Origin of the sequence: Micromonospora sp. NPDC049900 (assembly GCF_044461025.1) — a bacterium.
In the GTDB taxonomy this organism is placed as follows: domain Bacteria; phylum Actinomycetota; class Actinomycetes; order Mycobacteriales; family Micromonosporaceae; genus Micromonospora.
The window spans coordinates 102,587-126,692 of the sequence record NZ_JBITKM010000007.1; the positions used below are offsets into that span (position 1 = coordinate 102,587).

Sequence of the window (24,106 nt, forward strand, 5' to 3'; positions counted from 1 at the left end):
CACGACCGTCACCGGTCGGCCTCCTCGGGCCGGGCGTCGCGGGCCAGGCGGAAGCCGCTGAAGATCTGCCGGCGGATCGGGTAGTCCCAGTTGCGGAAGGTGCCCCGACAGGCGGCCCGGTCGGTGCCGAACGACCCGCCGCGCAGCACCTGGTAGTCGTCACCGAAGAAGACCTCGGAGTACTCCCGGTAGGGGAAGGCGGCGAAGCCGGGATAACCCCGCAGCGGCGTCGACACCCACTCCCACACGTCGCCCACCAACTGGTGCACGCCGAGCGGGGACGCCCCGGCCGGGTACGCGCCGACCGGCGCCGGCCACAGATGCCGCTGCCCCAGGTTGGCGTGGGCCGAGGTGGGATCCTCGTCGCCCCACGGGTACCGGCGGGACCGGCCGGTGGCCGGATCCCAGCGGGCCGCCTTCTCCCACTCCGCCTCGGTGGGCAGCCGCTTGCCGGCCCAGGCGGCGTACGCGCGCGCCTCGTGGAAGCAGACGTGCACCACCGGCTCGTCGTCGCGCACCCGGTCCCACCGGCCGAACCGCCGGTACGCCCAGCCGTCGCCGTCGCGCCGCCAGTGCATCGGCGCGCCCAGTCCGGCCTCCTGCCGGTGCCGCCAGCCCGCCTCGCTCCACCAGCGCGGGTCGTCGTACCCGCCGTCGGCGATGAACTCCCGGTACGCCCCGTTGGTCACCGGGGCGGCGTCGATGACGTACGCGGGCAGCTCCACCCGGTGGGCCGGGCGTTCGTTGTCCAGCGCCCACGGGTCGGTGTCGGTGCCCATGGTGAACGGACCGGCCGGCACCAGCACCTCCCCGGCCACCCGGGCGGTCGGCTCGGGCGGCGGTGGCGCGTGCAGCACCGCGGGACCGGAGCGCAGTTGGTGGGTGGCGAGCATGGTCTCGTCGTGCTGCTGCTCGTGCTGCACGATCATCCCGAAGGCGAACCCGTCGGTGACCAGGCGACGCTCCTCGAAGGAGACGCCGTCGAGCAGGTCGTACACCTTCTCGCGGACGGTCGACACGTACGCCCTCGCCTCGGTCGGCGGCAGCAGCGGCAGCGACGGGCGGTCCCTGCGCGGCTGCTTGAAGGCGTCGTACAGGTCGTCGATGTCGCACCGGACCGGCTCGCGTCCGCCGACGTCCCGGACCAGCCAGAGTTCCTCCTGGTTGCCGATGTGGGCGAAGTCCCAGACCAGTGGGGACATCAGCGGCGAGTGCTGGCGGGTCAGGTCGCCGTCGTCGACCGTCTCGGTCAGCACGACGGTGCGGGCCCGGGTGCGGTCCAGCTCCGCGGCGATCCGGGCGCGCAGCTCCTCCGCGCCGAGGCCGGTGGTGGTGTCGGTCATCGCTGCCTCCTCTGGGCGGCGTCGCGCCGTCGTCGTACTCCCTGGTCGATCTCGTCGTGCAGGGCACCCGGCAGGTCGAGCCGGGGCAGCGCCGCCAGGGCCAGGTCGAGCAGGCCCACGGCGACGGTGGCCAGGCACGGGTCGTGCAGTCCGTGCCGGGCGGCGATGAGCCAGCGGTCGGCCACCGGGGCGGCCAGCACCATCGCGGCGTCGGTGGTCTCGCTGTCGCCGAGCAGCGCGGCGAGCACCGCCAGCGGCAGCGTCCAGCCGCGCCCGGGCTGGGCGTCGACGTAGCGCAGTTCCAGGTAGCCACGGGGCCGTACCGGCGGGAACAGTGTGCTGACGTGGTATTCGAGGTCGTCGACGGTGGGCGCGCGGGGTAACGCCCCGTCGATCCAGTCGGCGAACGTCACGTCCGGGGGCGGGGTCCAGTCGCCGCTGTCGTCGCGGACGCAGAGCAGCGGGGCGGCCAGTGCGTACCGGGTCCAGGCGGCGACCGGGTCGACGCCGGCCACCTCGGGTGTCCAGACCGGGGCGGTGCGGGCCGGGTCGATCCGGGCCCACGCGCCCATCCGGGCCGACGCCCATCCGGTGTTCCGGCCGGCATGGCGGTCGGCGGTGGCGAAGGCGGCCAGCAGCGGCGGTCCGACCGCGTGCACCAGCGCCCACCGGGCGGTGACCTGCTCGGGCCGCCCCGCGTCGAGGCAGACCTGTAGGCCGGCGGTGCTGTACATCATCGTGCGGCCGTCCGGACCGTACCGGTCGAAGACCCGGCGCATGGCCCGGTAGCGGGGTGTGTCGATGACCGGTCGGGGTGGCCGGTACGCGTCGATGCCGGCGCGGCCGAGGCGCAGCCCGGCCGCGCCGAGCAGGCGGGTGACCTGGTCGATGTCGGACTGGGTGGCCTCGATCAGCGCGGTGACGGAGGCTTGCGGCGGGGTGGAGATCTCCACCTGCCCGCCGGGCTCGACGGTCACCGTGCCGCCCCGCAGCAGACGGCGGGCGGGGCTGGTCCGATCCAGTGTGACGGGGCTGTAGGGCCCCAGTGCCGCTCTCAGCCGGGCGGCGTCGACGGGACGCGTGGGGTCGACGGCCTCGTGGACCGTCCATTCGAGCTCGACACCGGTGTAGGTCGGTGGGCCGGTCTTGAAGCAGATCCGGGCGAGATGTCGGGCGGCTGCGGCGCGGTCCCGCAGCACGGGGATGTGATCGACGTCCGGTGAGGTGACCACGCAACGGCTCCCTTGTCCGATGCCGGCTCGGTAATCGTCACCGTAACCCGTCGCAGTGACATCTTCACGTTGTCGGCACATCCGTCGAACCGAATTCACGTTCCCGTCGCAATCGAGGGGCGGGGCGTCGGCGGCCTCCGCCGCTATCCGGTGGCGGACGTGTCGTCCGGGTCGGCGCCGTGCTTGGCCAGCCAGTCCGGGTCGACCTCGGCCAGCAGCGCCCGGCAGTACGCGGCCACGTTCTCGGCGCCACCGGCCGCGTCCCGCAGCTCGGCGAAGCCCGGACTGTCCATCGCCTTCTCCCGCTGCCGCTCGGACTTCGACAGGTACGACCGGCAGTGGCCGGTGTGACCGGGGTCGAGCGGTCCGCCGTACGTCGACGCCTCGGGGGTGCCCGTCTCGGACGGGCTGGGCGAGCCGGTGGGCGACGAGGTGGGCGAGGGCGACGCGGCGGTGGACGTAATCCCCGTCGGGTCGGCGGTGGCGTCCGGCCGGGTCTCGGACGGGGTCGGGGTGGCGGGCGCGGAGGTCTCGGCGGGGGCGGAGGTGGCCGGCGGCACCGGTGGCGGGGCCGGGCGGTCGAGGTTGACCGCGGCGAGGGCGGCCCCGGCGGTGGCGGTCGCCGCGACAGCGGCGATCCAGGCCACCGCACCGGCGGTGAGGCGGCGGCGACGCGGCCGGGCCGACGGGACCGGCGCGTCCCCCCGGCGGGCCGCCCGGAACGCGGCGAGCGCGGCCTGCTCCCCGGTGAGTTCGTGATCGCGCGGCGGGGCGGCGACGGCCCGCAGCAGCCCGGCGAGCGGGTCTCCGGTCCCGGCTGACGAGGGCGCGGCGGCGGTGTCGAGCAGCCGGTCGGACTCGGCCCGGGAGACGGCCGGATCCGACCGGCGCCACCTCATCCACAGTCCGCCCACGTCAGCCGTCCACCGACTCGGCGTGCGGCGCCTGTGCGGGGCCGGTACGCGGACGTGGCGGGACGTCGCCCGGCGCGGCCTGCCGGTCCAGCATCAACGCCAACCGCCGCAGTCCCCGGTGCGCGGCGGTACGGACCGCTCCGGCGCGGCGGCCGAGCACCCGCCCGGCGGTCGCGGCGTCGAGTCCGACGACCGCACGCAGCAGGACCGCCTCGGCCTCGCGGGGTGGCAGGCTGGCGATCATGGCGAGGGCGGCCTCCGTGCCGATGGTCTCCCCGGCGCGTTCGGCGGTGTCGGCGTCACCGGCCAGTTCGCTGAGTTCCTGGACCGGCACCGGGAGTGCCGGCCGACGACGTTGCCGCCGCAGGTGGTCCATGGCCCGGTTGCGGGCGATGGTGACGACCCAGGCACGGAACTCTCCACCCGTGAAGTTGGGCAGGTCGCGCGCGACCTGCAACCACGTCTCCGAGGCCACGTCCTCGGCGTCCCCGCCGACCAGCGCGGTCAGGTACCGCAACAGCCCCGGCTGGAGGCTGCGGTAGAGGAAGCGGAATGCCTCCTCGTCCCCGCTCCTGGCCGCCTCGACCGCCTGGCTCAGTTCACCGGTCATGGCTCTGCCGCTTCCGTCCACCGGTTCGCTCGCGGGACGTGGGCCGGGCGGGCGATCGGGTGCCGGCGCGGTCCACCATCCGGACCTCTTCCCGCACCCCGCCCCCGTGACCTGTTCGCTGACGGACCGCCGTGGCCCGGAAGCGGATTTTTCCCGACCGCGTCGCGATCCACAACCAGCGGTGGAACTTCCGCGACCTCGCCGGATCGGGCTGACGTTAGAGCTTCCGCCCAGGTCGGACAAGCCGCCGGGGGCCGGCAGGCACAGTGACAATTCTCAACCGGGCGGGACGGCGTTTCGCCGTAACGAACCGTGGTCCGCCGACGCTACCGTCGGGCGGGTCCGACCGCCTGACCTCGACCGGTCGACGGAGCATCCCCGTGCTGTGACTCACGGTACACGTGACATCACGACACGCCCCGTGTCGGGTACGGCCGACGGTAAGATGCGCCGTCATGCCGGCGCGCCGTCCGGCCCCCGGGTGGGTACGGTGGTCCCGTGTTGTCTTCGGAGGTCGTACTCAGCGGTCGGTACCGCCTGGACGAACGTGTCGCCACCGGCGGCATGGGTGACGTCTGGCGCGCGTCCGACCTGATCCTCGGCCGGCAGGTCGCGGTGAAGGTGCTGCTGCCCTCGCTGGTCTCCGACCCCGACTTCATCGCCCGTTTCCGCGCCGAGGCCCGGATCATGGCGGCGCTGCGCCACCCGGGCATCGTCCAGGTCTTCGACTGCGGCGAGGACGACCTGCCCGACGGCGGCCGGGCCGACTACCTGGTCATGGAGTTCGTCACCGGCCAGCCGCTGTCCAAGCGGATCGAGGCCGAGGGTCGCCTGGACGTGGGCCTGGCGATGTCGGTGGTGGCCCAGGCGGCGCAGGCGCTGCACGCCGCGCACCTCGGCGGCATCGTGCACCGCGACGTGAAGCCGAGCAACCTGCTGGTGCAGGAGGACGGCACGGTCGTCCTGGTCGACTTCGGCGTGGCCCGGTCGGCGAACGTGACGAGCATCACCAGCACCAACGCGGTGCCCGGCACCGCGCTCTACATGGCGCCCGAACAGGCCGCCGGCCGCCCGGTCTCCGGCGCGACCGACCTGTACGCGCTCGGCGCCGTCGCCTACTGCTGCCTGACCGGCAGCCCGCCGTTCACCGGGGACAACCCGCTCCAGGTCGCCGTGCGGCACCTCGACGACCCGCCGCCGGACCTGCCGTCCGACATCCCGGAGGCGGTCCGCGTCCTGGTCGCCCGCGCGCTGGCCAAGGACCCGGCGGACCGGTTCGGCAGCGGCGCGGCGATGGCCGAGGCGGCGCGGGCGGCGGTCTCCGACGGCTCGCTGCCGACCGCACTGGTCCCGGCCGCCGCCGGGTTGCGGGAGCCCGGCCCGGACACCCGCACGGACGTCCCGGCGGGCGACCCCGCCCCGCCCGGTCGACGGCGGCGCGGCGCGCTGGTCGGCGCGCTCACCGCCGTACTGGTCGGGTTCGTGGCCCTGGGCGCCGCGCTCGGCGCGACCAGCGAGGCGGACACCCCGGCGGTGAACCTGCCGACGAACTCACCGAGCCCCGACGCGACCGGTCCCGCCGAGACGCCGTCGAGCACCGAGGAGAGCAGTCCCGCCCGGGTGCCGCCGCTGCGCCCGGCCGGCTCCACGGCCAGCCCGACCGAGTCGCCGTCGGCGCAGCCGAGCACCTCACAGACCGGCGAGCCGACCGGGTCCCCGTCGCCGACGCCCAGCGCGACCAGCGCCGAGCCGACCGCGACCAGCCCCGCCCCGTCGCAGACGCCGGGCACGACGCCGACCACCACCACCGCACCGCCACCGGTCGATCCGCCGGACAACGGCGAGGCGAGCTGAGTCCCACCAGCCCCTATATCACCGAAACGGACGTACGGGGTCACACTCCGCTCTAGGCTCCTGACCAGCAGGTACTGTCTACCGGTCAGGAGCTCGGGTGAGCCTGGAGAAGTTGGTCGTCATCGGGCAGGGGTACGTCGGCCTGCCGCTGGCCATGCGCGCCGTCGAAGCCGGGCTGGACGTGGTCGGCCTCGACGTCGACACCGACCGGGTCAAGCGGCTCGCCTCGGGTGAGTCGTTCGTGGCCGACATCCCCGCCGACCGCCTCGGCCGGGCCCTGTCCAGCGGGCGGTACCGGCCCAGCAGCGAGTACGCCGACGCGCGGGACTTCGACATCTGTGTCATCACGGTGCCCACTCCGCTGCGCGACGGCACCCCGGACCTGAGCTACGTGGAGCAGGCCGGCACCGGCATCGCGCCGTACCTGCGGCCCGGCTGCACGGTGATCCTGGAGTCCACCACCTACCCGGGCACCACCGAGGAGTTGCTGCGCCCGCTGCTGGAGTCGGCCAGCGGGCTGCGCAGCCCCGGTGACTACCACCTCGGGTACAGCCCGGAGCGGATCGACCCGGGCAACCCGAGCTGGCGGCTGGAGAACACCCCGAAGGTGGTCTCCGGGGTCGACGAGGTCTCCCTGGCCCGGGTCGACGAGTTCTATCGGCGGCTGGTGGAGCGGACGGTCCCGGTCGACTCGACCCGGGTGGCCGAGTTGACCAAGCTGATCGAGAACACCTTCCGCCAGGTCAACATCGCCCTGGTCAACGAGCTGACGATGCTGTCGCACCAGCTCGACATCGACGTCTGGCAGGCCATCGACGCGGCCGAGAGCAAGCCGTTCGGCTTCATGCCGTTCCGGCCCGGCCCCGGCGTCGGCGGGCACTGCCTGCCGATCGACCCGTGCTACCTGTCCTGGCAGGTCAAGCGACGCCTGGGCCGGCAGTTCCGGTTCATCGAGCTGGCCAACGACATCAACCACGAGATGCCCGAGCACGTGGCACAACGGGTGATGGCCGGGCTGAACCGCTCCGGCCGGGCGGTCAGTGGCGCGCGACTGCTGCTGCTCGGGCTGGCGTACAAGCGCAACACCGGCGACATGCGCGACTCCCCGGCGGTGGACGTGGCCCGGCGGCTGCGGGACCTCGGTGCCGAGGTCCGCGCGGTGGAGCCGTACGCCGAGGCACACCACCTGCCGGACGGGGTGGTGATCGTGGACCTGACCGAACGCGAGTTGCGGGAGGCCGACGGCGTGGTGGTGGTGACCGACCACGACACGTTCGACTACGACCTGGTGGCCCGCGAGTCCCGCTACGTCTTCGACACCCGCAACCGCTGCACCGGCCCCACCGTCGAACGCCTCTGACCACTGCGCCTCACCGCGCCCCATCGCGGCGATCCTCACTGATCAGCCAGCGCCTCGACGACCGGGCGAGCCAGCGCGCGCCGCGCCGGCAGCACCGACGCCGACAGCGCGGCCAGTAGCGCGACGGCCAGCACCCCGGCGAGCCGCGCCCAGGGCACGACCAGGGTGAACTCTCCGGCGAGCCGGGCCAGCAACGCCATCGCCCCGGCGGTGACGCCGGTGCCCAGCGCGACCCCGAGCACCGCGCCGACCAGCGCGGTGAGGACCGCCTCGACGGCCAGCATGGCGCGCATCCGGCCACCGGTCAGCCCCACGGCCCGCAGCACGGCGTTCTCCCGGGTCCGTTCGACCACCGACAGGCTCAACGTGTTCGCCACCCCGACCAGGGCGATCACCACCGCCAGCCCGAGCAACGCGACCACGAACGCGAGCAGCATGTCCACCGTGGAGGTGAGCATCCGCTTGTACGCCGCCTGGTCCAGCAGGTTGACCGTCGGGTAGTCGACCAGTACCGCCGCGATGGCGGCACGCGCCGTACCGTCCGGCACGCCCTGGGCCGGGTCGATCTCGGCCTGGAAGCCGCGCTCGTCGGGGAAGAGGCGACGGTGGTCGGTGTCGACCAGGCCCACCGCGTGCCCGGGTGGTACCGCCGATCCGGTGCCGCCGGCCGCCAGTCCGTCGACCACCGCCGCCACCTCGAACGGCTGGGACCGGAGGGTGACCCGGTCCCCCGCCGACCAGCCGCGTCGCTGGGCCAACTCGCGGTCCACCAGGATCCGCCCCGGTGCGAGCCGGTCGAGTTGCCCGGCCACCACCTGCTCGATCCGGTCGCCGACCAGTGCCGGGTGCACCGTCCGGTACTCGACGTCGTCGACGGTCCGGGTCCGGGACTCGTGCACCACGCCCAGCTCGGGCCGGGCGGCCAGCGCGCCGGTGAGCCCGGCGGGCAGGTCCACGCCGATGCCGGTGACCAGGAAGTCCACCCCGATCTCGGCGTCCACGGTCCGTTCGATGGCCACCTTGGTGCTCTGCGCGCCGACCAGGAACGAGGTGACCAGCCCGATGCCGATCACCAACGCGGTGGCGGTCGCGGCCACCCGTCGGGGGTTGCGCACCGCGTTGGCCACGGCGAGTGCGCCGGTGACGCCGAGGATCCGCCGTAGCGGCGACCCGAGCACCCGGACCAGCGCCGGCACCAGCACCGGGCCGAACAGCACGATGCCGAGGAAGCTCAGCACTCCGCCGAGGGCGACCAGCATGATCTGTCCGGCGGAGGCCGCGCCGGCCAGGGCGGCGGTCCCGGCGGCGAGGACCACCGCGCCACCGGCCAGCCGGACCCGGCCGGCGGGTCGGGTGACCTGCACGGCGGCGTCGGTGAGTGCGGCCACCGGGGCGACCCGGGTGCCCTGCCAGGCCGGTACACAGGCGGCGGCGACGGTGAGTGCGGTGCCGGCGACCAGGCAGCCCAGCACGGTGCCGCCGGTGACGGTCAGCTCACCGCGCAGCGGCATGTCCAGTCGCGACACCAGGGCGGTCAGCGCGGCGGCGAGTCCGGTTCCGACCAGGACGCCGAGCGCCGAGGCGGCCAGGCCCACCACCGCCGACTCCAGCACTGCGGCCCGGAACACCTGCCCCCGGGTGGCCCCGACCAGGCGCAGCAGCGCGGTCCGGCGGGTGCGTTGGGCCAGCACGATGGTGAAGGTGTTGCCGATGACGAAGGCCGCCACCACCACCGCCACCGCGGCGAAGGTGAGCAGCACCAGGTGGAACTGGTCCACGTCGCGGACCGCGTCGGCGACGGCGGCGTCCAGGATCTCCGCGCGGGTCCGCACGGTGGTGCCCGCCCCGGCGACGTCGGCGAGCCGGGCGGCCAACTCGGTCTCGGTGATCCCGGGCTCGGCCGCGACCATGATCCGCCCGTACCCGGACCAGCCGGTGACGGCGAGCGCGTCGGCGCCGACCAGCCCGACGAACGGCCCGCCGATGTCGCGCGGGGTGTCGGCCACGTCGACCACGCCGACCAGCGTGTACGGCCGGGCCGCTCCGGCGGCGCCGCCGACGCGTACCGTGCCGCCGAGGCGGAACGACTGGTCGTCGACGGTCCGCCGGTCGAGCACCACCTCGCCGGTCCGGACCGGCAGCCGCCCGGTCACCACGTCGTAGGACTGGAGCGCCGGATCGGTCGGGACGGCGGCGAGGACGCCGAAGCCGAGCACCGGCCGCCCGTCCGAGCCCACCACCCCGGCGGTGTCGGTCAGTTCGCCCTCGGCGGCGCGGACGCCGTCGAGGGCACGGACCCGGTCGACGAGCGTCGGGTCGATCGGCTCCCGTTCGGCGTAGATCCCGGCGTCGGTGTGTCGGTCGAAGGTGCCGGCGCGGTCGTACGCACCGGCCCGCATCCCGTCGACGAAGATCAGCGTACCGGCGACGAAGGCCACGCCGAGCACCACGGCGACGGTGGACATCACCATCCGGGCCACCTCGGCACGCAGCGAACGAAGCGTCAGTCGGAGCACGGTCACCGCCCCCGCGTCGGTGCGCCGGCCCCGGCGGCGGACGGGTCCAGGTGGGCGAGCACGTCGAGGACCAGCTCGGCGGTGGGCTCGGCCAGGTCCCGGACCGGGCGGCCGTCGGCGAGGAAGACCACCCGGTCGGCGTACCCGGCGGCGACCGGGTCGTGGGTCACCATCACCACCGTCTGGCCGAGGCTGTCCACCGCGTCGCGCAGCAGCCGCAGCACCTCGGCCCCGGCCCGGGAGTCCAGGTTGCCGGTCGGCTCGTCGGCGAAGATCACCCACGGTTTGGTGATCAGCGCCCGGGCCACCGCGACGCGCTGCTGCTGGCCGCCGGAGAGTTCGGCCGGGCGGTGCCGTACCCGGTCGGTCAGCCCGACGGCGGCGACCACCTGACGCAGCCAGGCCGGGTCGGCCCGGCGACCGGCGATGTCCAGCGGCAGCGTGATGTTCTCCGCCGCGCGCAGCGCGGGCAGCAGGTTGAACCTCTGGAACACGAAACCGACCCGGTCCCGGCGCAGCAGGGTGAGCCGTCGGTCGTCCAGGCGGCCCAGCTCGGCGTCGCCGACGCACACCGTGCCCGTGCTCGGCCGGTCCAGCCCGGCCAGACAGTGCATCAGCGTCGACTTGCCGGAGCCGGACGGTCCCATGATGGCGGTGAACCGGCCGGCGGCCACGTCGAGGTCGACCCGGTCGAGCGCGACGACGGCGGCCGGGCCGGTGCCGTACCGCTTGGACAGGCCCCGGGCGGTGACGGCGACACCGGCGACGGCGTGGACGGGTGGGGCGAGAGACACGTGCGACTCCCCGTGCGGAGGACGGAATGGGACGTCCCCGACGCTAGGAAGTGCACCGCCCGGTCGAGATCAACCCGCGCGCTCGACCTCGGTACGCCGCAGGTCGTCCCGGACCGGGCGGTCCCGTACGCCTCAGGTCGTACGCCGGTTCTCCGCGCCCGGGGTGACCAGGCCGCTCTCGTACGCCAACACCACGGCCTGCACCCGGTCGCGCACCTCCAGCTTGGCCAGGATCCGCCCGACGTGCGTCTTCACCGTCGCCTCGGCGACGTGCACCCGGGTGGCGATCTCGGCGTTGGCCAGACCCTGCGCGACCAGCAGCAGGATCTCCCGTTCCCGCTCGGTGAGCCGGGCCAGCCGGGGCTCCTCGGTCGGCCCGGCGCCGAGCTGCCCGGCGAACCGGTCCAGCAGGCGTCGGGTGATCGGCGGGGCCACCACCGAGTCGCCCTGGGCGACCACCCGGATCGCGGTGAGCAACTCCTCGGGCGGCACGTTCTTGAGCAGGAAGCCGCTGGCACCGGCGCGCAGCGCGGCGAAGGCGTCCGCCTCGGTGTCGAACGTGGTCAGCACCAGCACCCGGGGACCGGCGGAGGGCTGGTCGGCGCAGAGCCGGCGGGTGGCCTCCACGCCGTCCATGGTCGGCATCCGCACGTCCATCACCACCACGTCGGCCTCGACGCGGGCGAGCAGCCGTAGGGCGTCGGCGCCGTCGATCGCCTCGCCGACCACCTCCAGGTCGGGCTGGGAGTCGAGCACCATCCGGAAGCCGGCCCGGACCAGGGCCTGGTCGTCCACGATCACCACCCGGACCGTCATGCCGTGACCACCTCCGTCCCGGGGGACGAGGGTAGCGGCAGTCGCGCCCGCAGCAGCCATCCCCCGGTCGGGCGAGGGCCGGCGGTGAGGTTGCCGTCGTACACGGAGACGCGTTCGCGCATGCCGACCAGGCCGTGCCCGCCGGGCGGCGCCGGGGTGGCCGGGACGCGGCCCCGTCCGTCGTCGAGGACCTCGAGCACGACGGTGTCTTCGTGGTGCGCCAGGCTGACCTCGGCGGTGGCGCCGACCCCGGCGTGCTTGAGCGTGTTGGTCAGCGCCTCCTGCACCAGCCGGTAGACGGTCAGCTCCACCGCTGGCGGCAGTGCCCCGGGGCGGCCGGTGACCTCGTAGCGCACCTGGAGCCCGGCGGCGCGGAACCGGTCCAGCAGGGCGGGCAGCTCGGCGACGGAGGGACGCCGGTGGGTCGGCTCGGCGGGTTCCGGCACCCGGTCGGGCCCGGCCGACGGGTCCGGTGCCGCGTGGGGTCTGGTCGATGATCCCGGTGCCGCGTCGGGTCCGGTGGTGGCCGGGTCCGGTCGGCTCGGTTCCCGTAGGACGTCCACCAGCCGCCGCATGTCGGCCAACGCCTGTCGGCCGGTGTCCGCGACGATCCGGACCGCCTCACGGGCCGCCTGCGGGTCCTTGTCGAGCACGTACCGGGCACCGTCGGCCTGCACGATCATCACCGCCATGCCGTGCGCCACCACGTCGTGCAGCTCGCGCGCGATCCGGGTGCGTTCCTCGGCCACCGCCGCCCGCGCCTGCGCCTCCCGTTCCCGCTCCAGGGTGGCCGCCCGTTCCTCCAGGCTGAGCACGTACAGCCGACGGGTCCGCACGTTCAGCGCCGCCAGCCAGACCGCGCCGACGACCAGCCCGTAGAAGACGGCGGTGAAGACCCAGGCGACCTGGGACGGCGTCCGCACCGCGGCGAACACCACCCCGAGCGCGGCGACGATCCCGGCCAGGACCCCGTCGCGCAGCCGGTCGGCGTACTTGACCAGGCTGTAGAGGGCGATCAGCACCGCGATGTCGTACGGCAGGGGTGCCCATTCGAGGGCGACCTGGGCGTACGCCAGCACCGCCACGACCGCCGTGACGGCGACCGGACGCACCCGTCGCCACAGCAGCGCCACCGCCATGCCCAGCCCGAGCATGGTGCCGGGCCACCCGGCGGCGCTGCCGGCGGTGGAAGCCAGCGCGAGCAACGCCACGGCACCGGAGACCGCCACGTCGAAGGCGACCCCGCGCAGCGGGCGGCCCAGGACCGTCGTTCTCATCGTCACCCAGCGTACGGGTGGTGTGGGGTCCGCCCGGTGCCGGTCAGCCGACGAGGTCGCGCATCCGGCCGATCTCCACGCCCTGCTCGGTGGCGACCGAGGTGGCGAACTCCGACATCCGCTGGTCGAGGCCCACTCTGAGCAGGTCGGTCGCCATCACCACAGCGCCCTCGTGGTGTTCGGTCATCATCCGCAGGAAGAGGCGGTCGAAGTCGACGCCCCGGGCGGCGGCGAGCCGACCCATCGCCTCGGGCGACTGCATGCCCTTCATCGTGGCGTGGTCGTGCCCGGACACGTCGGTGGAGAGGTGGCGCTCGGCCAGCCAGGCTCGCAGCACGCCGATCTCGGGGCGCTGGCCGGCGCGGATCCGGTCGGCCAGGGCGCGTACCCGGGGGTCGGCGGCCCGGTCCGGGGCGAGCGCCGACATCTCCAGCGCCTGCTCGTGGTGCGGGATCATCATCCGCGCGAACCAGGCGTCCAGGGTGTTGAACCGCGGTGGCGAGTCGTCGCGCACCTCGGAGCCGGGCCGCTCGACGGCCGGTTCGCCGGGACGTCCGGGCACGATCACCAGCGGCGCGTCCGGATCCGGCGACGGAGCGACCGACGACGCGGCCTCGGCGGCGGGCGCCGGCCCGGGTGGCGTGGGCTCGTCGCCGTCGCGCAACGCGTACGCCGACACCGCGAGCACCACCACGACCGATGTGACGACAGCCAGGAGGCGTCCACGTCGGGCGGTCATGCGACACCCCCTCAGGGTCGAGGTCGCAGCGATCGTATCCATTCACGATGTTAGCTAGATGTGAGCCAGCTCACATCGATGAGCGTCGTCGCGGAGTTATGGTACGGCCCATCGCCACTCGCCTCTCGAAGGGCATCGCCGATGGTCGGATCGACCCCGCCGCGGGGGCGGCAGCTACGCGTCGTCAGCGTGGCCGCCACCGGGCTCCTCCTCGCCAGCATCGCCGTCGCCTCACCCGGCAACGCGCAGACGGTCACGCGGACGACCACCCAGTCCGCCGCCGTCGAGGCACCCCTCGGTGTCGACGAGATCTCCCACAGCCCCAACCTCAAGCAGATCGCCAACCTGCCCAAGCAGGCCCCGTTCGACACCACGGCGGCGCTCGGCACCGACATCGCCTTCCAGGGCAAGTACGCCTTCGTCGGCAACTACGACGGCTTCGTCATCTACGACGTCGCCAAGCCGAGCAAGCCGAAGATCGTGTCGCAGGTGCTCTGCCCGGGCGCGCAGAACGACATCTCCATCTACGGTGACCTGCTCTTCCTGTCGACCGACGCGTCCCGCAGCGACGACTCGTGCAGCAGCGTCTCCCAGCCCGCCACGATCAAGGAGTCGTGGGAGGGCATCAAGATCTTCGACGTGAAGGACAAGAAGAAGCCGCGCTACCTCAAGGCGGTCGAGACCGCCTGCGGCTCGCACACCCACACGCTGGTGCCGGCGAAGGACAAGAAGTCGGTCTACCTGTACGTCTCCTCGTACAGCCCGCAGGCAACCTTCCCCGACTGCCAGCCGCCGCACGACTCGATCAGCATCGTCAAGGTCCCGCTGAAGAAGCCGACCGACGCGGCCGTGGTCGCCACCCCGAACCTCTTCCCGGACGGCGGCTACGAGGGCCGTACGGGCGGATCGGCGACCAGCGGCTGCCACGACATCACCGCCTACCCGGAGAAGGACCTCGCCGCCGGGGCGTGCATGGGTGACGGCGTGCTGCTGGACATCAGCAAGCGGGAGGCCCCCCGCGTGCTGCACACGGTGCGCGACACGGTCAACTTCGCGTTCTGGCACTCGGCCACCTTCAACAACCGCGGCACCAAGGTCGTCTTCACCGACGAACTCGGCGGCGGTGGCGGCGCCACCTGCAACGAGGAGATCGGCCCGAACCGGGGCGCCAACGCGATCTACGACCTCACCGGCCGGGGCGCCAACCGGAAGCTGGAGTTCCGCAGCTACTACAAGATCCCGCGGACCAACGGCGACACCGAGAACTGCGTGGCGCACAACGGCTCGCTGATCCCGGTCCTCGGCAAGGACATCATGGTCCAGGCGTGGTATCAGGGCGGCATCTCGGTGTGGGACTTCACCGACTCCCGCAAGCCCACCGAGATCGGCTTCTGGGAGCGGGGACCGCTCTCGGACAGCCAGTTGATCGTCGGCGGCTCCTGGTCGGCCTACTACTACAACGGGCACATCTACTCCTCCGACATCCAGAAGGGGCTGGACGTCCTCGAACTCAACGACTGGCGGACGTGGTCGGCCAAGCTGGTCCACTACCGCGAGTTCAACGTCCAGACCCAGCCCAGCTACCTGAGCTGGTAGCACCACCCGCACCTCACCGGGCCCGGTCCCCGTCCCGGGGGCCGGGCCCGCACCACGTGCGCCCCGCGTCGTGTTTTGCCCCGCCGGTCCCGGGTACCTCGTCCGGCACGTTCCGTCACGCAGCTGAGGGGTGCAGCAATGGCGCGGACCGAGTACACCTACCAGGACGACCCGTACCCGCCCGCGGGCTGACCCGCGACCCCCCGGCGGCCTGCCGACCGCACCAACCCCGGTGCCGCCGGCAGGCCGCCGTCGCGTCTCGGCCACGGTCCCGGCGGGCCGCCGTCATGCTCCGCGGGTCTCCGGTTCGCCGCCGTCGCGTCCGGGGCCGCATCCGCCCGGGTCACCGTCGTCAGCCCCGCCGGTACCGGTCGTCACCTCGACCGGCACCCGAACGGATCGGGCCGTCCGGGCGTGCGAAGATGCGCCGTGACCTCCCCGAAGGCCGTCCCGGCCGCACCCGGCCGACGTCGGCCGCACCCGCTGGACGTGGTCGCCGTCGGGCTGGCCGTCCTCGGTACCGCGTGCGTGGCGACCGGCCTGCTGCCCCGCGCCGACGCCGCCGACACCCTCGCCCGGGTCCTGCCGCTGCTGGTCTTCCTCGGCACCGTGGTGGTCCTGGCCGAACTCACCGCCGCCGCCGGGGTCTTCGACGTGCTCGCCACCCGGCTGGCGGTCGCCGCCCGGGGCCGCTGGCCGCTCCTGTTCGCGCTCTGCGTCGGCTTCGCCGCGCTCACCACCGTCGTGCTCAACCTGGACACCACTGCGGTGCTGCTCACGCCGGTGATGCTCGCGCTGGCGGTCACTCTGCGCACGGCGGTGGCCCCGCTGGCGGTCACCACGGTCTGGCTGGCGAACACGGCCAGCCTGCTGCTGCCGGTCTCCAACCTGACCAACCTGTTGGCCGCCGACCGGATCGGGCTCGCCCCGCTGGCGTACGCGAGCGTCATGTGGCTGCCCCAACTCGCCGCGCTCGCGGTCACCACGGTCCTGCTCTGGTACTTCTGGTGGCGACGCGACCGCCCCGCCGACGGCCGGTTCCCGCCACCCTCGGTACACCGGCCCGCCGACCCGGTGCTCTACCGCACCGCGCTCGCCGCCTGCCTGATCTTCGTCGGCGCGATCGTGGCCGGCGCACCGGTCGGCCTCGCCTCAGCGGTCGCCGCCGGCCTGCTGCTGGTCGTCTTCGCGGTCCGCTCCCCCGGCACGCTGCGCCCCGCCCTGCTGCCCTGGCGGCTGCTGCTCTTCGTCACCGGCCTGTTCCTGGTGGTCCAGACCATCGGCGCGTTCGGCCTGAACGACCTCGTCGCCCGCCTCGCCGGGAACGACGGCGGGGTGCCCGGGCTGCTCCGCGCGGGCGGCACCGGCGCGCTGCTGTCCAACCTGGTCAACAACCTGCCCGCCTACCTGGCCGGCGAGGCGGTGCTGCCGGCCGGTGACCGGCAACGCCTGCTCGCCCTGCTGATCGGCACCAACATCGGCCCGTTGGCGCTGCCGTGGGCGTCCCTGGCCACCCTGCTCTGGCTGGAACGCTGCCGGGCCGCCCGGGTACGGGTGCCGCTGGTCCGTTTCCTCGCCACCAGCGCCGCCGTCGCGACCCTCGGCACCCTCGCCGCCGTCAGCGCCCTCCTGCTCACCACCTGACCACGGCACCGCGAGACGGTTCAGCCGGGCAGAGGTGCCTCGTCGCCCCGAGTGCGACGTGGGGTGACCAGGCGACGCACCATCGGGGCGGCGTTCCAGCGGGCCGCACCCACCAGGTCCCGGGCGTGCTCCAGCACCGTGTAGTCCGGTCGCGCCCGGCCGGCGGCGATCGCCGCGTCCAGGTCGTTGCCGCAGCGCGTCAGCACGCTGTCGAAGTCACGCCGGACCGGTTCCAGCAGGTCGTAGCCGAACGAGCGGTGCAGGCGGGCGAAGAACGGCTTGTACAGCCGGGCCCGCTCGTGCAGGCCTGAGGAGTACGACATGGGGTTCTTCGGCCGGCGACGGATGTAGTCGGGCAGCAGGTCGGCGAAGGCCCGGCGGACGATCCACTTCTCCTGGCCGTCGCGCATCTTGAGATCGAGCGGGAGTCGCATGGCCAACTCGACCAGAGCCAGGTCCAGGAAGGGCACCCGGGCCTCGACGCCGAAGCCCATGCTGGTCCGGTCGACGCGCTGCAACTCGGTGCGGCACAGGTTGCGGATCTTGTGGAGGAACAGCCGACGGGACGCCGCCGGGCCGACCTCGTGGTACATCGGGTAGCCGCCGAACAGCTCGTCGGAGCCGTCCCCGGTGAGCACCACCTTGACGCCCAGCTCGCGCAGCCGACGGAAGATCGGCACCGAGACCACCGCGTTGATGATGTCGCCGTACTCGGTCAGCTCGGAGATGCGGATCGCCTCGCGGACGTCGGCGAGGCGGATGTCGCGCGGGCGCAACTCGACCACCTCGTGCGGCACCCCCAGCTCCTTGGCCAGCCGCCGGGCGTACGCCAGGTCGGGGCTGCCCGGCGCGCCGACGGTGACCGCGACGCAGTCCGGGTGCGCCTGTGCCGTGTGCAGCAACGCCAGCGAGCTGTCCAGCCCGCCGGAGAGCACCACACCCACCGTGAGGTCGGTGTCCAGGCGTACCCGGATGCTGTCGGTGAGGGTGTCCCGGACGAGCAGGGCGGCCTCGTCCGGATCCGTCACCGGCGGTCGGTCCGCGCCGAGGGTGAGCAGGTCCACGTACGGGCGGAGCCGGACCCGGTGGTCCCCGTCGATCCAGCCGTGGTGCCCCGGCGGCACCTCGGTCACCGGCGCCCGTGCCGGCACCAGCGCCTTGACCTCGCTGGCCACGTGCAGGCACCCCGGCGCGCGGGACCAGTACAGCGGTTTCACGCCGAGCGGGTCCCGCGCCAGGTAGACCCGGCCCGTGGTCCGTTCCACGATGGCGAGGGCGTACTCGCCGCGCAGCCGGGTCACCATCTCCTCGCCCCAGCGTTCGAAGGCGGCGAGCACCACCTCGGTGTCGCTGGCGCTGTTGAAGCGGTGGCCGAGGGCGGTCAGCTCGGCGCGCAGCTCGTGGTGGTTGAAGACCTCGCCGTTGTAGCAGAGCAGCCACCGCTCGTCGGCGGAGAGCCAGGGCTGGACCGCGCGGTCCCGGTCCACCACGCGCAGCCGCCGGGTGCCGGCGAGCAGGCCGCTCTCGTACCGCGTCTCGGTGACCTCACCGCGCGGAACCAGCGTGGCGAGCATCCGCCGGAAGATCGCCGGGTCGGCCTCCGGACCGACACTCAGCACGATGCCGCACATCGTCAGATCCCCATCTCCGCCTCGTACGCCCGACGAAGCCGCCGCGTCGCCGAGGGCGCGAGGCAGATGTGCCAGGCCTGCCCCTCGTCGATCACGTTGAGTTCGCCGGCCCGTTGGCGGTCCAGCAGGATCCCGGCCAGCGTGTCCCGCGCCCCGAAGCGCTCGTACCAGGCCATCTCCACGTCCACCGCCCAACCCAGGCAGTGCCCGCTCGGCACCATCGCGGCGTACCCGAGACGACGCAGCCGGTACTGGTGCTCGGCGCTGCGGACCAGACTGGTCACCCAGAGCGGCGGCGTGCCGACCGTGGTGGCCGCGGTGAACTCCCGGCCGATGTCGTTGAGCAGCGCCACGACCTCCCGCCGGGCCCGACGGAACAGCAACCCGGCGGTACGCGGGGTGGCGTCCGGCAGCACCCGCCGCCGCACCGCGCGTACGCCCCGGCCGAGCACCGTGCGGGGCTGTTCGGTGTAGCGGAACCGCAGCAGGCCCCGGCGGCGCAGCCACTCCAGGTCGACGAGTTGGGCGCTGTGGTGCACCTCGGCGTCGGTGACGAAGGTGGACGCGTCACGCCACCACATCACGTCGATGCGGGACAGCAGATAGATCCGGACCAGCGCGGCCAGATCGCCCGCAGAGCTGCGGGCGTTCGGCTGGTATCGGGCCATCTCCAGCAGCAGGGTCTCCCGCGCGCCGATCAACCCCTGCGGCGTGTCGTCGAGCACGGCGGCGATGGCCGGCTCCCGCAGCCGCTGGTCGATCAGCACCTGGCGGGCCTTCGTGCTGCTCGCCGCCGCGAGCGCGCCCACCTCGACCAGCAGCTCGCCCACCGCTTCCCGGTAGGCGTCCAGGTCCGGCCCGTCCGTCGTGCGGGGACGGCTCGGGACGCGGGGACGCCGACGGGTCGGCGAGGGAGGACCGGACTGGTGTCCCGGGCTTCGGCTCGGCACTCGCATGGTGGGTCCCCTCTCCCGTCGTGCGGTGATCGCCTGTAGCAGACGGTAATCACACCGATCGGGATGGGTCCGAACAATCCTCCGCTCTCCCTCGAAGGGGACCAGTCCGGGCCAGACCGCGCGGACCGGTGGCATCGCCTCCGGTCTCGGACGAAACGGTCACAGCCAGCCGTTGTCCCGCGCGATCCGGCGGGCCTCCGCCCGGCTGTCCGCGCCGAGCTTCTGCACGGCGAGAGCCAGGTAGTTGCGCACCGTCCCCGGGGAGAGCCGGGCTCGGCGGGCGATGACGGCGACGGAGGCGTCCTCCTCGGCGAGCCGCAGCGTCTCCAGTTCGCGCGGGGTCAGCGGGCACGGCGGGATGCTCAGCGCGTCGGCCGCCAGCGCCGGGTCGACGTACCGACCACCGGCGTGGACCCGGCGGATCACGTCGGCGAGTGCTCCGCCCGGCGCGCCCTTGGGCAGGAAGCCGCGGGCTCCCGCGGAGAGCGCGCGGGCCAGGTGCGGCGGGCGTCCCTGCCCGGTGAGGATGACCACCGCGCAGTCCGGCAGCACCCGGGCCAGCTCGGCGGCGACTCCGAAGCCGTCCTGGCCGGGCATGGCCAGGTCGACCACGGCAACGTCGGGTCGGTGGGCGAGGGCGGCGGTGACCGCCGCGCTGCCGTCGGCCGCCTGCGCGACGACCGTCAGGTCCGCCTCCAGCTCCAGCAGGGCGGCCAGGGCGGTACGGATCAGTTCCTCGTCGTCGGCGAGCAGGACCCTGATCATGCGACGGCCGGTACGGTCGCCTCGACGGTGAACACGTCGTCGGTCCGCTCGACGCGTAGCCGTCCACCGGCACCGGCGAGCCGGTCGGCCAGTCCGCGCAGGCCGTGACTGTGCCGGTCAGCCGTCCCCGTCTCGGTCGCCCCGTCGTTCGTCACGGTCATCCGCACCTCGTCCTCCCGCTGGCTGATCTCGATCCGGCACCAGCCGGCCCGGCTGTGTCGCAGCACGTTGGTGCCGGCCTCGCGGAGCACCGCCGCGAGTTGGGTGGCCGCCTCCGACGGCAACTCACCGGCGGGCGGCACGACGGTGCACCGTACGCCGGACGACCGCAGTACCTGCGCGACCGCCGTCACCTGCTCACCGAGGTCGACCCGGCGGTAGCCGTGCACCGTCCGGCGCAGCTCGGTGAGGGCGGTGGCCGCGAGCCGCTGCGCCTCGCCCGCCTCCCGGGCCGCCCGCGCCGGGTCGGCGGTGGTCAGCCGGGCGGCCAGCTCGGCCTTCAGCGTGATCACGGTCAGGTGGTGTCCGAGCAGGTCGTGCACGTCCGCCGCGAAGCGCAACCGTTCCTGGGCGGCAGCCAGCCGGGCCTGGGCCGCGCGCCCCTGCTCCGCCTGCACCAGCAGCCGCCAGAACCACACCTGGAAGCCGTTCACCACGGCGACGCCGGGCCCGGCGGTGCCGACGACCAGCAACGCCTGCCCGATCGACGCGCCGGTCGCCTGCGCCACCGCCCCGGCGACCACCATCGCCAGCACGGTGGCCGGAAGCGCCGCCCGCAGCGGGGCAAGCAGGGGCACCCCGCCGACCGTCGCCGCGCCCAGCCAGGCCCAGGTGGGCCAGTCGCCGACGGCGACCGGTGCGGCCAGCGGCACACCGAGCACCGCGACGGCGGCGTACCCGATCCGCAGCCGTCGGCGCCGCGCGGCGGACCACCCGGTGGTCAGTGCCGCGCCCACCGCGCCCGCCAGGACCAGCGCGAACGCGCCGATGGCGAGTACGCCGGAGGCCACCCACCGCGGGTCCGGCTCCCGACCGAGCCCGACCGCCGGCAGGAGCAGGGTGGCGGCCATGCCGACGGCGAGGGAGACCATGGTGGCCGTCCGGGCGCGGCGGAGCGTCCGCTCGCTGCCCGACACCGTCCCGTCCGTCCCCACGCCGGTCAGGGTAGAACCCGTCACCGCACCGGCGGAGCCCCCGTTCCGCCCGGCCCGACCGGGCGTCGTGCCCGGCCGACCGGGGACGGAACGCGGATTGTCGCCGACGTCGCCCGCCACGACGATCGACGTCATGACCGACGCCCTCGCCGCCCCCGGCAAACCGACCCCGTCCACCCCGACGATCCACGGGCAACCGGCCGCGCCGGTTCGCCGCTCGCGCCTGCCGCCGCTGGCCCGGCACCTGGTGGAGATGGCGCTGGCCATGGTGGCCGGCATGCTGGCGCTCGGTGCGGCCCGCGCCGCCCTGGCCGGGCTGCTCGGGCTGGGCCCGGCCGCCCCCGGCGTCGCGGCGCTGCTGATGGCCACCGACATGAGCATCGGCATGGCGGTCTGGATGTGGTACCGGGGCCACTCCGGCCCGGCCGTCGGCGAGATGGTCCTGGCCATGTACGTGCCCGTGCTGGTGCTGCTGGTGCCGTACCGGGCCGGGCTGCTCGACGGCGACGCCCTGATGATGGGCACGCACGTGCTGATGGTGCCGGCGATGGTGGCGGCGGTGCTGCGGCGTCGGGCCGAGTACGCCGTGCACCACCCGAACCGCGCCGCGCCGCGACACCCGTGGGCACGGGCGGTGGCACAGCGCTGGCCGGCCGGGCTGGCGCTGCTGATGACCGCCGACAACTGGAGCTCACCCGTACCGCTGGCCGCGTACACGCTGCTGGTCCTGCCGGCCGGGTATCTGATCATCGGTACCGTCCGACGGCAGTGGGGCGTACCGGGTGCGCTCCGGCTCCAGCTCGCCGGCCTGGCCGGCTGGTCCGGCCTGGCGCTGCTCGCCGTGATCGTCGGCGGCCTGGCCGGGCAGTGGCTGGTCGCGATCGGCTGGCTGGCCCACGTGGGCTGGGACGTGATCCATCACCGGACCGGCCAGGTGGTGCCCCGCGCCTACGCCCAGTGGTGCGGCGTGATCGACGCGGTCCTCGGGATCACCATCATCCTGGCGCTGGTCACCGCGTAGCCGACCGCCTCCGTGGGGCCCGTCGCCACCCTGCGGCGGGCCCCGCCCGCGTGTTGCCGGTGGTCGCCGCAGCGGCCGGGTGGGCGTGATGAAAGGCTTGACCCATGAGTTCCACGCCCGTACCGCCCGACGCGACCATGGATCCGCCCGCCTTCACGGACCTCGGCCTGCGGCCAGAACTGCTCGCCGCGCTGTCCGCACTCGGCTACGAGGAGCCGACGCCGATCCAGCGGGAGGCCATCCCGACCCTGCTGACCGGCCGTGACCTGCTCGGGCAGGCAGCCACGGGTACGGGCAAGACGGCCGCGTTCGCGCTGCCCCTGCTGCACCGGATGCCGACCGACCGGCCTGGCGGTGAGCCGCTGGCGTTGGTGCTGGTGCCCACCCGGGAACTCGCCGTGCAGGTGTCCGAGGCGTTCCACCGGTACGGCAAGGACCTCGGCGCGCGGGTGCTGCCGATCTACGGCGGACAGCCGATCGGCCGCCAACTGCGGGCGCTGGACCTCGGCGTGGACGTGGTGGTGGCCACTCCCGGCCGGGCCCTGGACCACATCGCCCGGGGCACGTTACGGCTGGGCAACCTGGCCACCGTGGTCCTCGACGAGGCCGACGAGATGCTGGACATGGGATTCGCCGAGGACATCGAGGCGATCCTGGAGCACGCGCCCGCGCAGCGCCAGACGGTGCTCTTCTCGGCGACCATGCCGTCGCGTATCGAGGGCATGGCCCAGGCGCACCTGACCGACCCGGTCCGCATCCTCATCGCCCGCGAGCAGCCGGTGGCCGGTACGGCGCCCCGGGTACGCCAGAGCGCGTACCTGGTGGCGCGGGCGCACAAGCCGGCGGCGCTGGGCCGGGTGCTGGACGTCGAGTCGCCCACCGCGGCGATCGTCTTCTGCCGCAGCCGGGAGGAGGTCGACCGGCTCACCGAGACGATGAACGGACGCGGCTACCGGGCCGAGGCCCTGCACGGCGGGATGAGCCAGGAACAGCGGGACCGGGTGATGGGCCGGCTGCGCTCCGGCACCGCCGACCTGTTGGTGGCCACCGACGTCGCCGCCCGGGGACTGGACGTCGAGCAGCTCAGCCACGTGGTCAACTACGACGTGCCGTCGGCTCCCGAGTCGTACGTGCACCGCATCGGCCGGGTCGGTCGCGCCGGCCGAGAGGGCGTGGCGATCACCCTGGCCGAGCCCCGCGAACACCGGATGCTCAAGACCATCGAACGGGTCACCGGCCAACGCATCACGATCGACAAGATCCCCACGGTCGCCGACCTGCGTACCCGCCGCCTGGAGCTGACCCAGGCGGCACTGCGGGAGAGCCTGTTGGAGGACGACCTGGAGCCGTTCCGGGTCATCGTGGAGACGCTCAGCGACGAGTTCGACCTGATGGAGGTGGCGCTCGCCGCGGTGAAACTGTCCCACGAGGCGACCCTGCCCGGCTCCGACGAGGCCGAGGAGGAGATCCCGCAGGTGGCGGTCCGCCCGACCCGTGACACCCGGCCCGGCCAGGACGCTCGGGGTGACCGACGGCCGGCACGGCCCCGCACCGGCGGCACCACCCAGGTCTTCATCGGGCTGGGCCGACGCGCCGGGGTCCGGCCGCAGGACCTGGTGGGTGCGATCACCGGGGAGACCGGCATCCGGGGGCGGGACATCGGCTCGATCGAGATCGCCGACCGGTTCTCCCTGGTCGAGGTGCCCAACGGGGTGGCCGACGAGGTGATCGCCGGGCTGCGCGGCAGCACCATCAAGGGCCGAAAGGCCACCGTACGCCGCGACCGCGACGAGCGCCGCTGAGGCTTCGTTTCGTCGTAAGGAAGGGCCCCCTGCTAACGCCCGCGGCATAGCAGGGGGCCCTTCCTCACGCGGCACGCGCCCG

Annotated in this window: 19 protein-coding genes; 6 read left to right on the forward strand and 13 right to left on the reverse strand. The window is 73.9% G+C overall.

All coding sequences use genetic code 11. The annotated features are described in order from the left end of the window. Window positions 1-8: 8 nt before the first annotated feature. The 4 genes from egtB to ACIBMZ_RS17800 all read right to left on the reverse strand — a co-directional run bounded on the left by egtB (window position 9) and on the right by ACIBMZ_RS17800 (window position 4,099). Window positions 9-1,343 (reverse strand): ergothioneine biosynthesis protein EgtB, encoded by a 1,335-nt coding sequence (egtB, locus tag ACIBMZ_RS17785; RefSeq protein WP_396694997.1) that lies wholly within the window; start codon window positions 1,341-1,343, stop codon window positions 9-11. Beyond that, window positions 1,340-2,575, reverse strand: coding sequence for an ergothioneine biosynthesis glutamate--cysteine ligase EgtA (gene egtA / locus ACIBMZ_RS17790; RefSeq protein ID WP_396694999.1), 1,236 nt, complete (start codon window positions 2,573-2,575; stop codon window positions 1,340-1,342). The genes egtB and egtA overlap by 4 nt, the downstream gene beginning before the upstream one ends. Before the next feature lie 143 nt (window positions 2,576-2,718). Then, window positions 2,719-3,474 (reverse strand): hypothetical protein, encoded by a 756-nt coding sequence (locus tag ACIBMZ_RS17795; RefSeq protein WP_396695001.1) that lies wholly within the window; start codon window positions 3,472-3,474, stop codon window positions 2,719-2,721. 16 nt (window positions 3,475-3,490) lie between these two features. Further along, a complete protein-coding gene (locus ACIBMZ_RS17800) occupies window positions 3,491-4,099 on the reverse strand; it encodes an RNA polymerase sigma factor (RefSeq protein WP_396695003.1) in 609 nt (202 codons plus the stop codon). A gap of 498 nt (window positions 4,100-4,597) precedes the next feature. Here ACIBMZ_RS17800 and ACIBMZ_RS17805 point away from each other — a divergent pair, with 498 nt between their 5' ends. Further along, on the forward strand, window positions 4,598-5,953 hold the full coding sequence (locus tag ACIBMZ_RS17805; protein WP_396695005.1) for a protein kinase: 1,356 nt from the start codon (window positions 4,598-4,600) through the stop codon (window positions 5,951-5,953). A gap of 97 nt (window positions 5,954-6,050) precedes the next feature. Continuing rightward, window positions 6,051-7,313 carry a nucleotide sugar dehydrogenase gene (locus ACIBMZ_RS17810; protein ID WP_396695007.1) on the forward strand — a complete coding sequence of 421 codons (1,263 nt, stop codon included), beginning with the start codon at window positions 6,051-6,053 and terminating at the stop codon, window positions 7,311-7,313. A gap of 35 nt (window positions 7,314-7,348) precedes the next feature. Here ACIBMZ_RS17810 and ACIBMZ_RS17815 read toward each other — a convergent pair whose 3' ends face one another. The 5 genes from ACIBMZ_RS17815 to ACIBMZ_RS17835 all read right to left on the reverse strand — a co-directional run bounded on the left by ACIBMZ_RS17815 (window position 7,349) and on the right by ACIBMZ_RS17835 (window position 13,455). Beyond that, entirely contained in the window at window positions 7,349-9,835 is a 2,487-nt protein-coding gene (locus ACIBMZ_RS17815; RefSeq protein WP_396695009.1) for an ABC transporter permease, read from the reverse strand. Continuing rightward, entirely contained in the window at window positions 9,832-10,623 is a 792-nt protein-coding gene (locus ACIBMZ_RS17820) for an ABC transporter ATP-binding protein (RefSeq protein ID WP_396695011.1), read from the reverse strand. The genes ACIBMZ_RS17815 and ACIBMZ_RS17820 overlap by 4 nt, the downstream gene beginning before the upstream one ends. A gap of 132 nt (window positions 10,624-10,755) precedes the next feature. Beyond that, window positions 10,756-11,439 carry a response regulator gene (locus tag ACIBMZ_RS17825; RefSeq protein WP_396695013.1) on the reverse strand — a complete coding sequence of 228 codons (684 nt, stop codon included), beginning with the start codon at window positions 11,437-11,439 and terminating at the stop codon, window positions 10,756-10,758. Beyond that, a complete protein-coding gene (locus ACIBMZ_RS17830) occupies window positions 11,436-12,722 on the reverse strand; it encodes a sensor histidine kinase (protein ID WP_396695015.1) in 1,287 nt (428 codons plus the stop codon). The genes ACIBMZ_RS17825 and ACIBMZ_RS17830 overlap by 4 nt, the downstream gene beginning before the upstream one ends. A 37-nt stretch (window positions 12,723-12,759) precedes the next feature. Then, the gene (locus ACIBMZ_RS17835; protein WP_396695018.1) at window positions 12,760-13,455 is read right to left on the reverse strand and encodes a DUF305 domain-containing protein; all 696 of its coding nucleotides are present in this window, start codon (window positions 13,453-13,455) and stop codon (window positions 12,760-12,762) included. 141 nt (window positions 13,456-13,596) lie between these two features. On the opposite strand from ACIBMZ_RS17835, the gene ACIBMZ_RS17840 reads away from it, so the two are divergent. Both ACIBMZ_RS17840 and ACIBMZ_RS17845 read left to right on the forward strand, forming a co-directional pair. Beyond that, window positions 13,597-15,051, forward strand: coding sequence for an LVIVD repeat-containing protein (locus tag ACIBMZ_RS17840; protein ID WP_396695020.1), 1,455 nt, complete (start codon window positions 13,597-13,599; stop codon window positions 15,049-15,051). Window positions 15,052-15,480: 429 nt separating this feature from the next. Continuing rightward, window positions 15,481-16,695 carry an SLC13 family permease gene (locus ACIBMZ_RS17845; protein ID WP_396695022.1) on the forward strand — a complete coding sequence of 405 codons (1,215 nt, stop codon included), beginning with the start codon at window positions 15,481-15,483 and terminating at the stop codon, window positions 16,693-16,695. A 20-nt stretch (window positions 16,696-16,715) separates the two neighbouring features. Here ACIBMZ_RS17845 and ACIBMZ_RS17850 read toward each other — a convergent pair whose 3' ends face one another. From ACIBMZ_RS17850 to ACIBMZ_RS17865, 4 genes are all read right to left on the reverse strand, one after another. Beyond that, entirely contained in the window at window positions 16,716-18,326 is a 1,611-nt protein-coding gene (locus ACIBMZ_RS17850) for an asparagine synthetase B family protein (RefSeq protein ID WP_396695024.1), read from the reverse strand. Window positions 18,327-18,328: 2 nt separating this feature from the next. Beyond that, window positions 18,329-19,282, reverse strand: a complete 954-nt coding sequence (locus tag ACIBMZ_RS17855) for a DUF5715 family protein (protein WP_396695026.1) — start codon at window positions 19,280-19,282, stop codon at window positions 18,329-18,331. Between the two features lie 159 nt (window positions 19,283-19,441). Then, window positions 19,442-20,047 (reverse strand): response regulator, encoded by a 606-nt coding sequence (locus ACIBMZ_RS17860; RefSeq protein ID WP_396695028.1) that lies wholly within the window; start codon window positions 20,045-20,047, stop codon window positions 19,442-19,444. Then, window positions 20,044-21,201, reverse strand: a complete 1,158-nt coding sequence (locus tag ACIBMZ_RS17865) for a sensor histidine kinase (RefSeq protein WP_396695030.1) — start codon at window positions 21,199-21,201, stop codon at window positions 20,044-20,046. Before ACIBMZ_RS17865 ends, ACIBMZ_RS17860 begins: the two co-directional genes overlap by 4 nt. Before the next feature lie 133 nt (window positions 21,202-21,334). Between ACIBMZ_RS17865 and ACIBMZ_RS17870 the strand changes: the two genes are divergently transcribed. Next, complete coding sequence (locus ACIBMZ_RS17870; RefSeq protein WP_396695032.1) at window positions 21,335-22,222, forward strand: hypothetical protein; 888 nt, start codon at window positions 21,335-21,337, stop codon at window positions 22,220-22,222. Window positions 22,223-22,326: 104 nt separating this feature from the next. Further along, window positions 22,327-24,024, forward strand: coding sequence for a DEAD/DEAH box helicase (locus ACIBMZ_RS17875; protein ID WP_396695034.1), 1,698 nt, complete (start codon window positions 22,327-22,329; stop codon window positions 24,022-24,024). Window positions 24,025-24,106 lie beyond the last annotated feature (82 nt).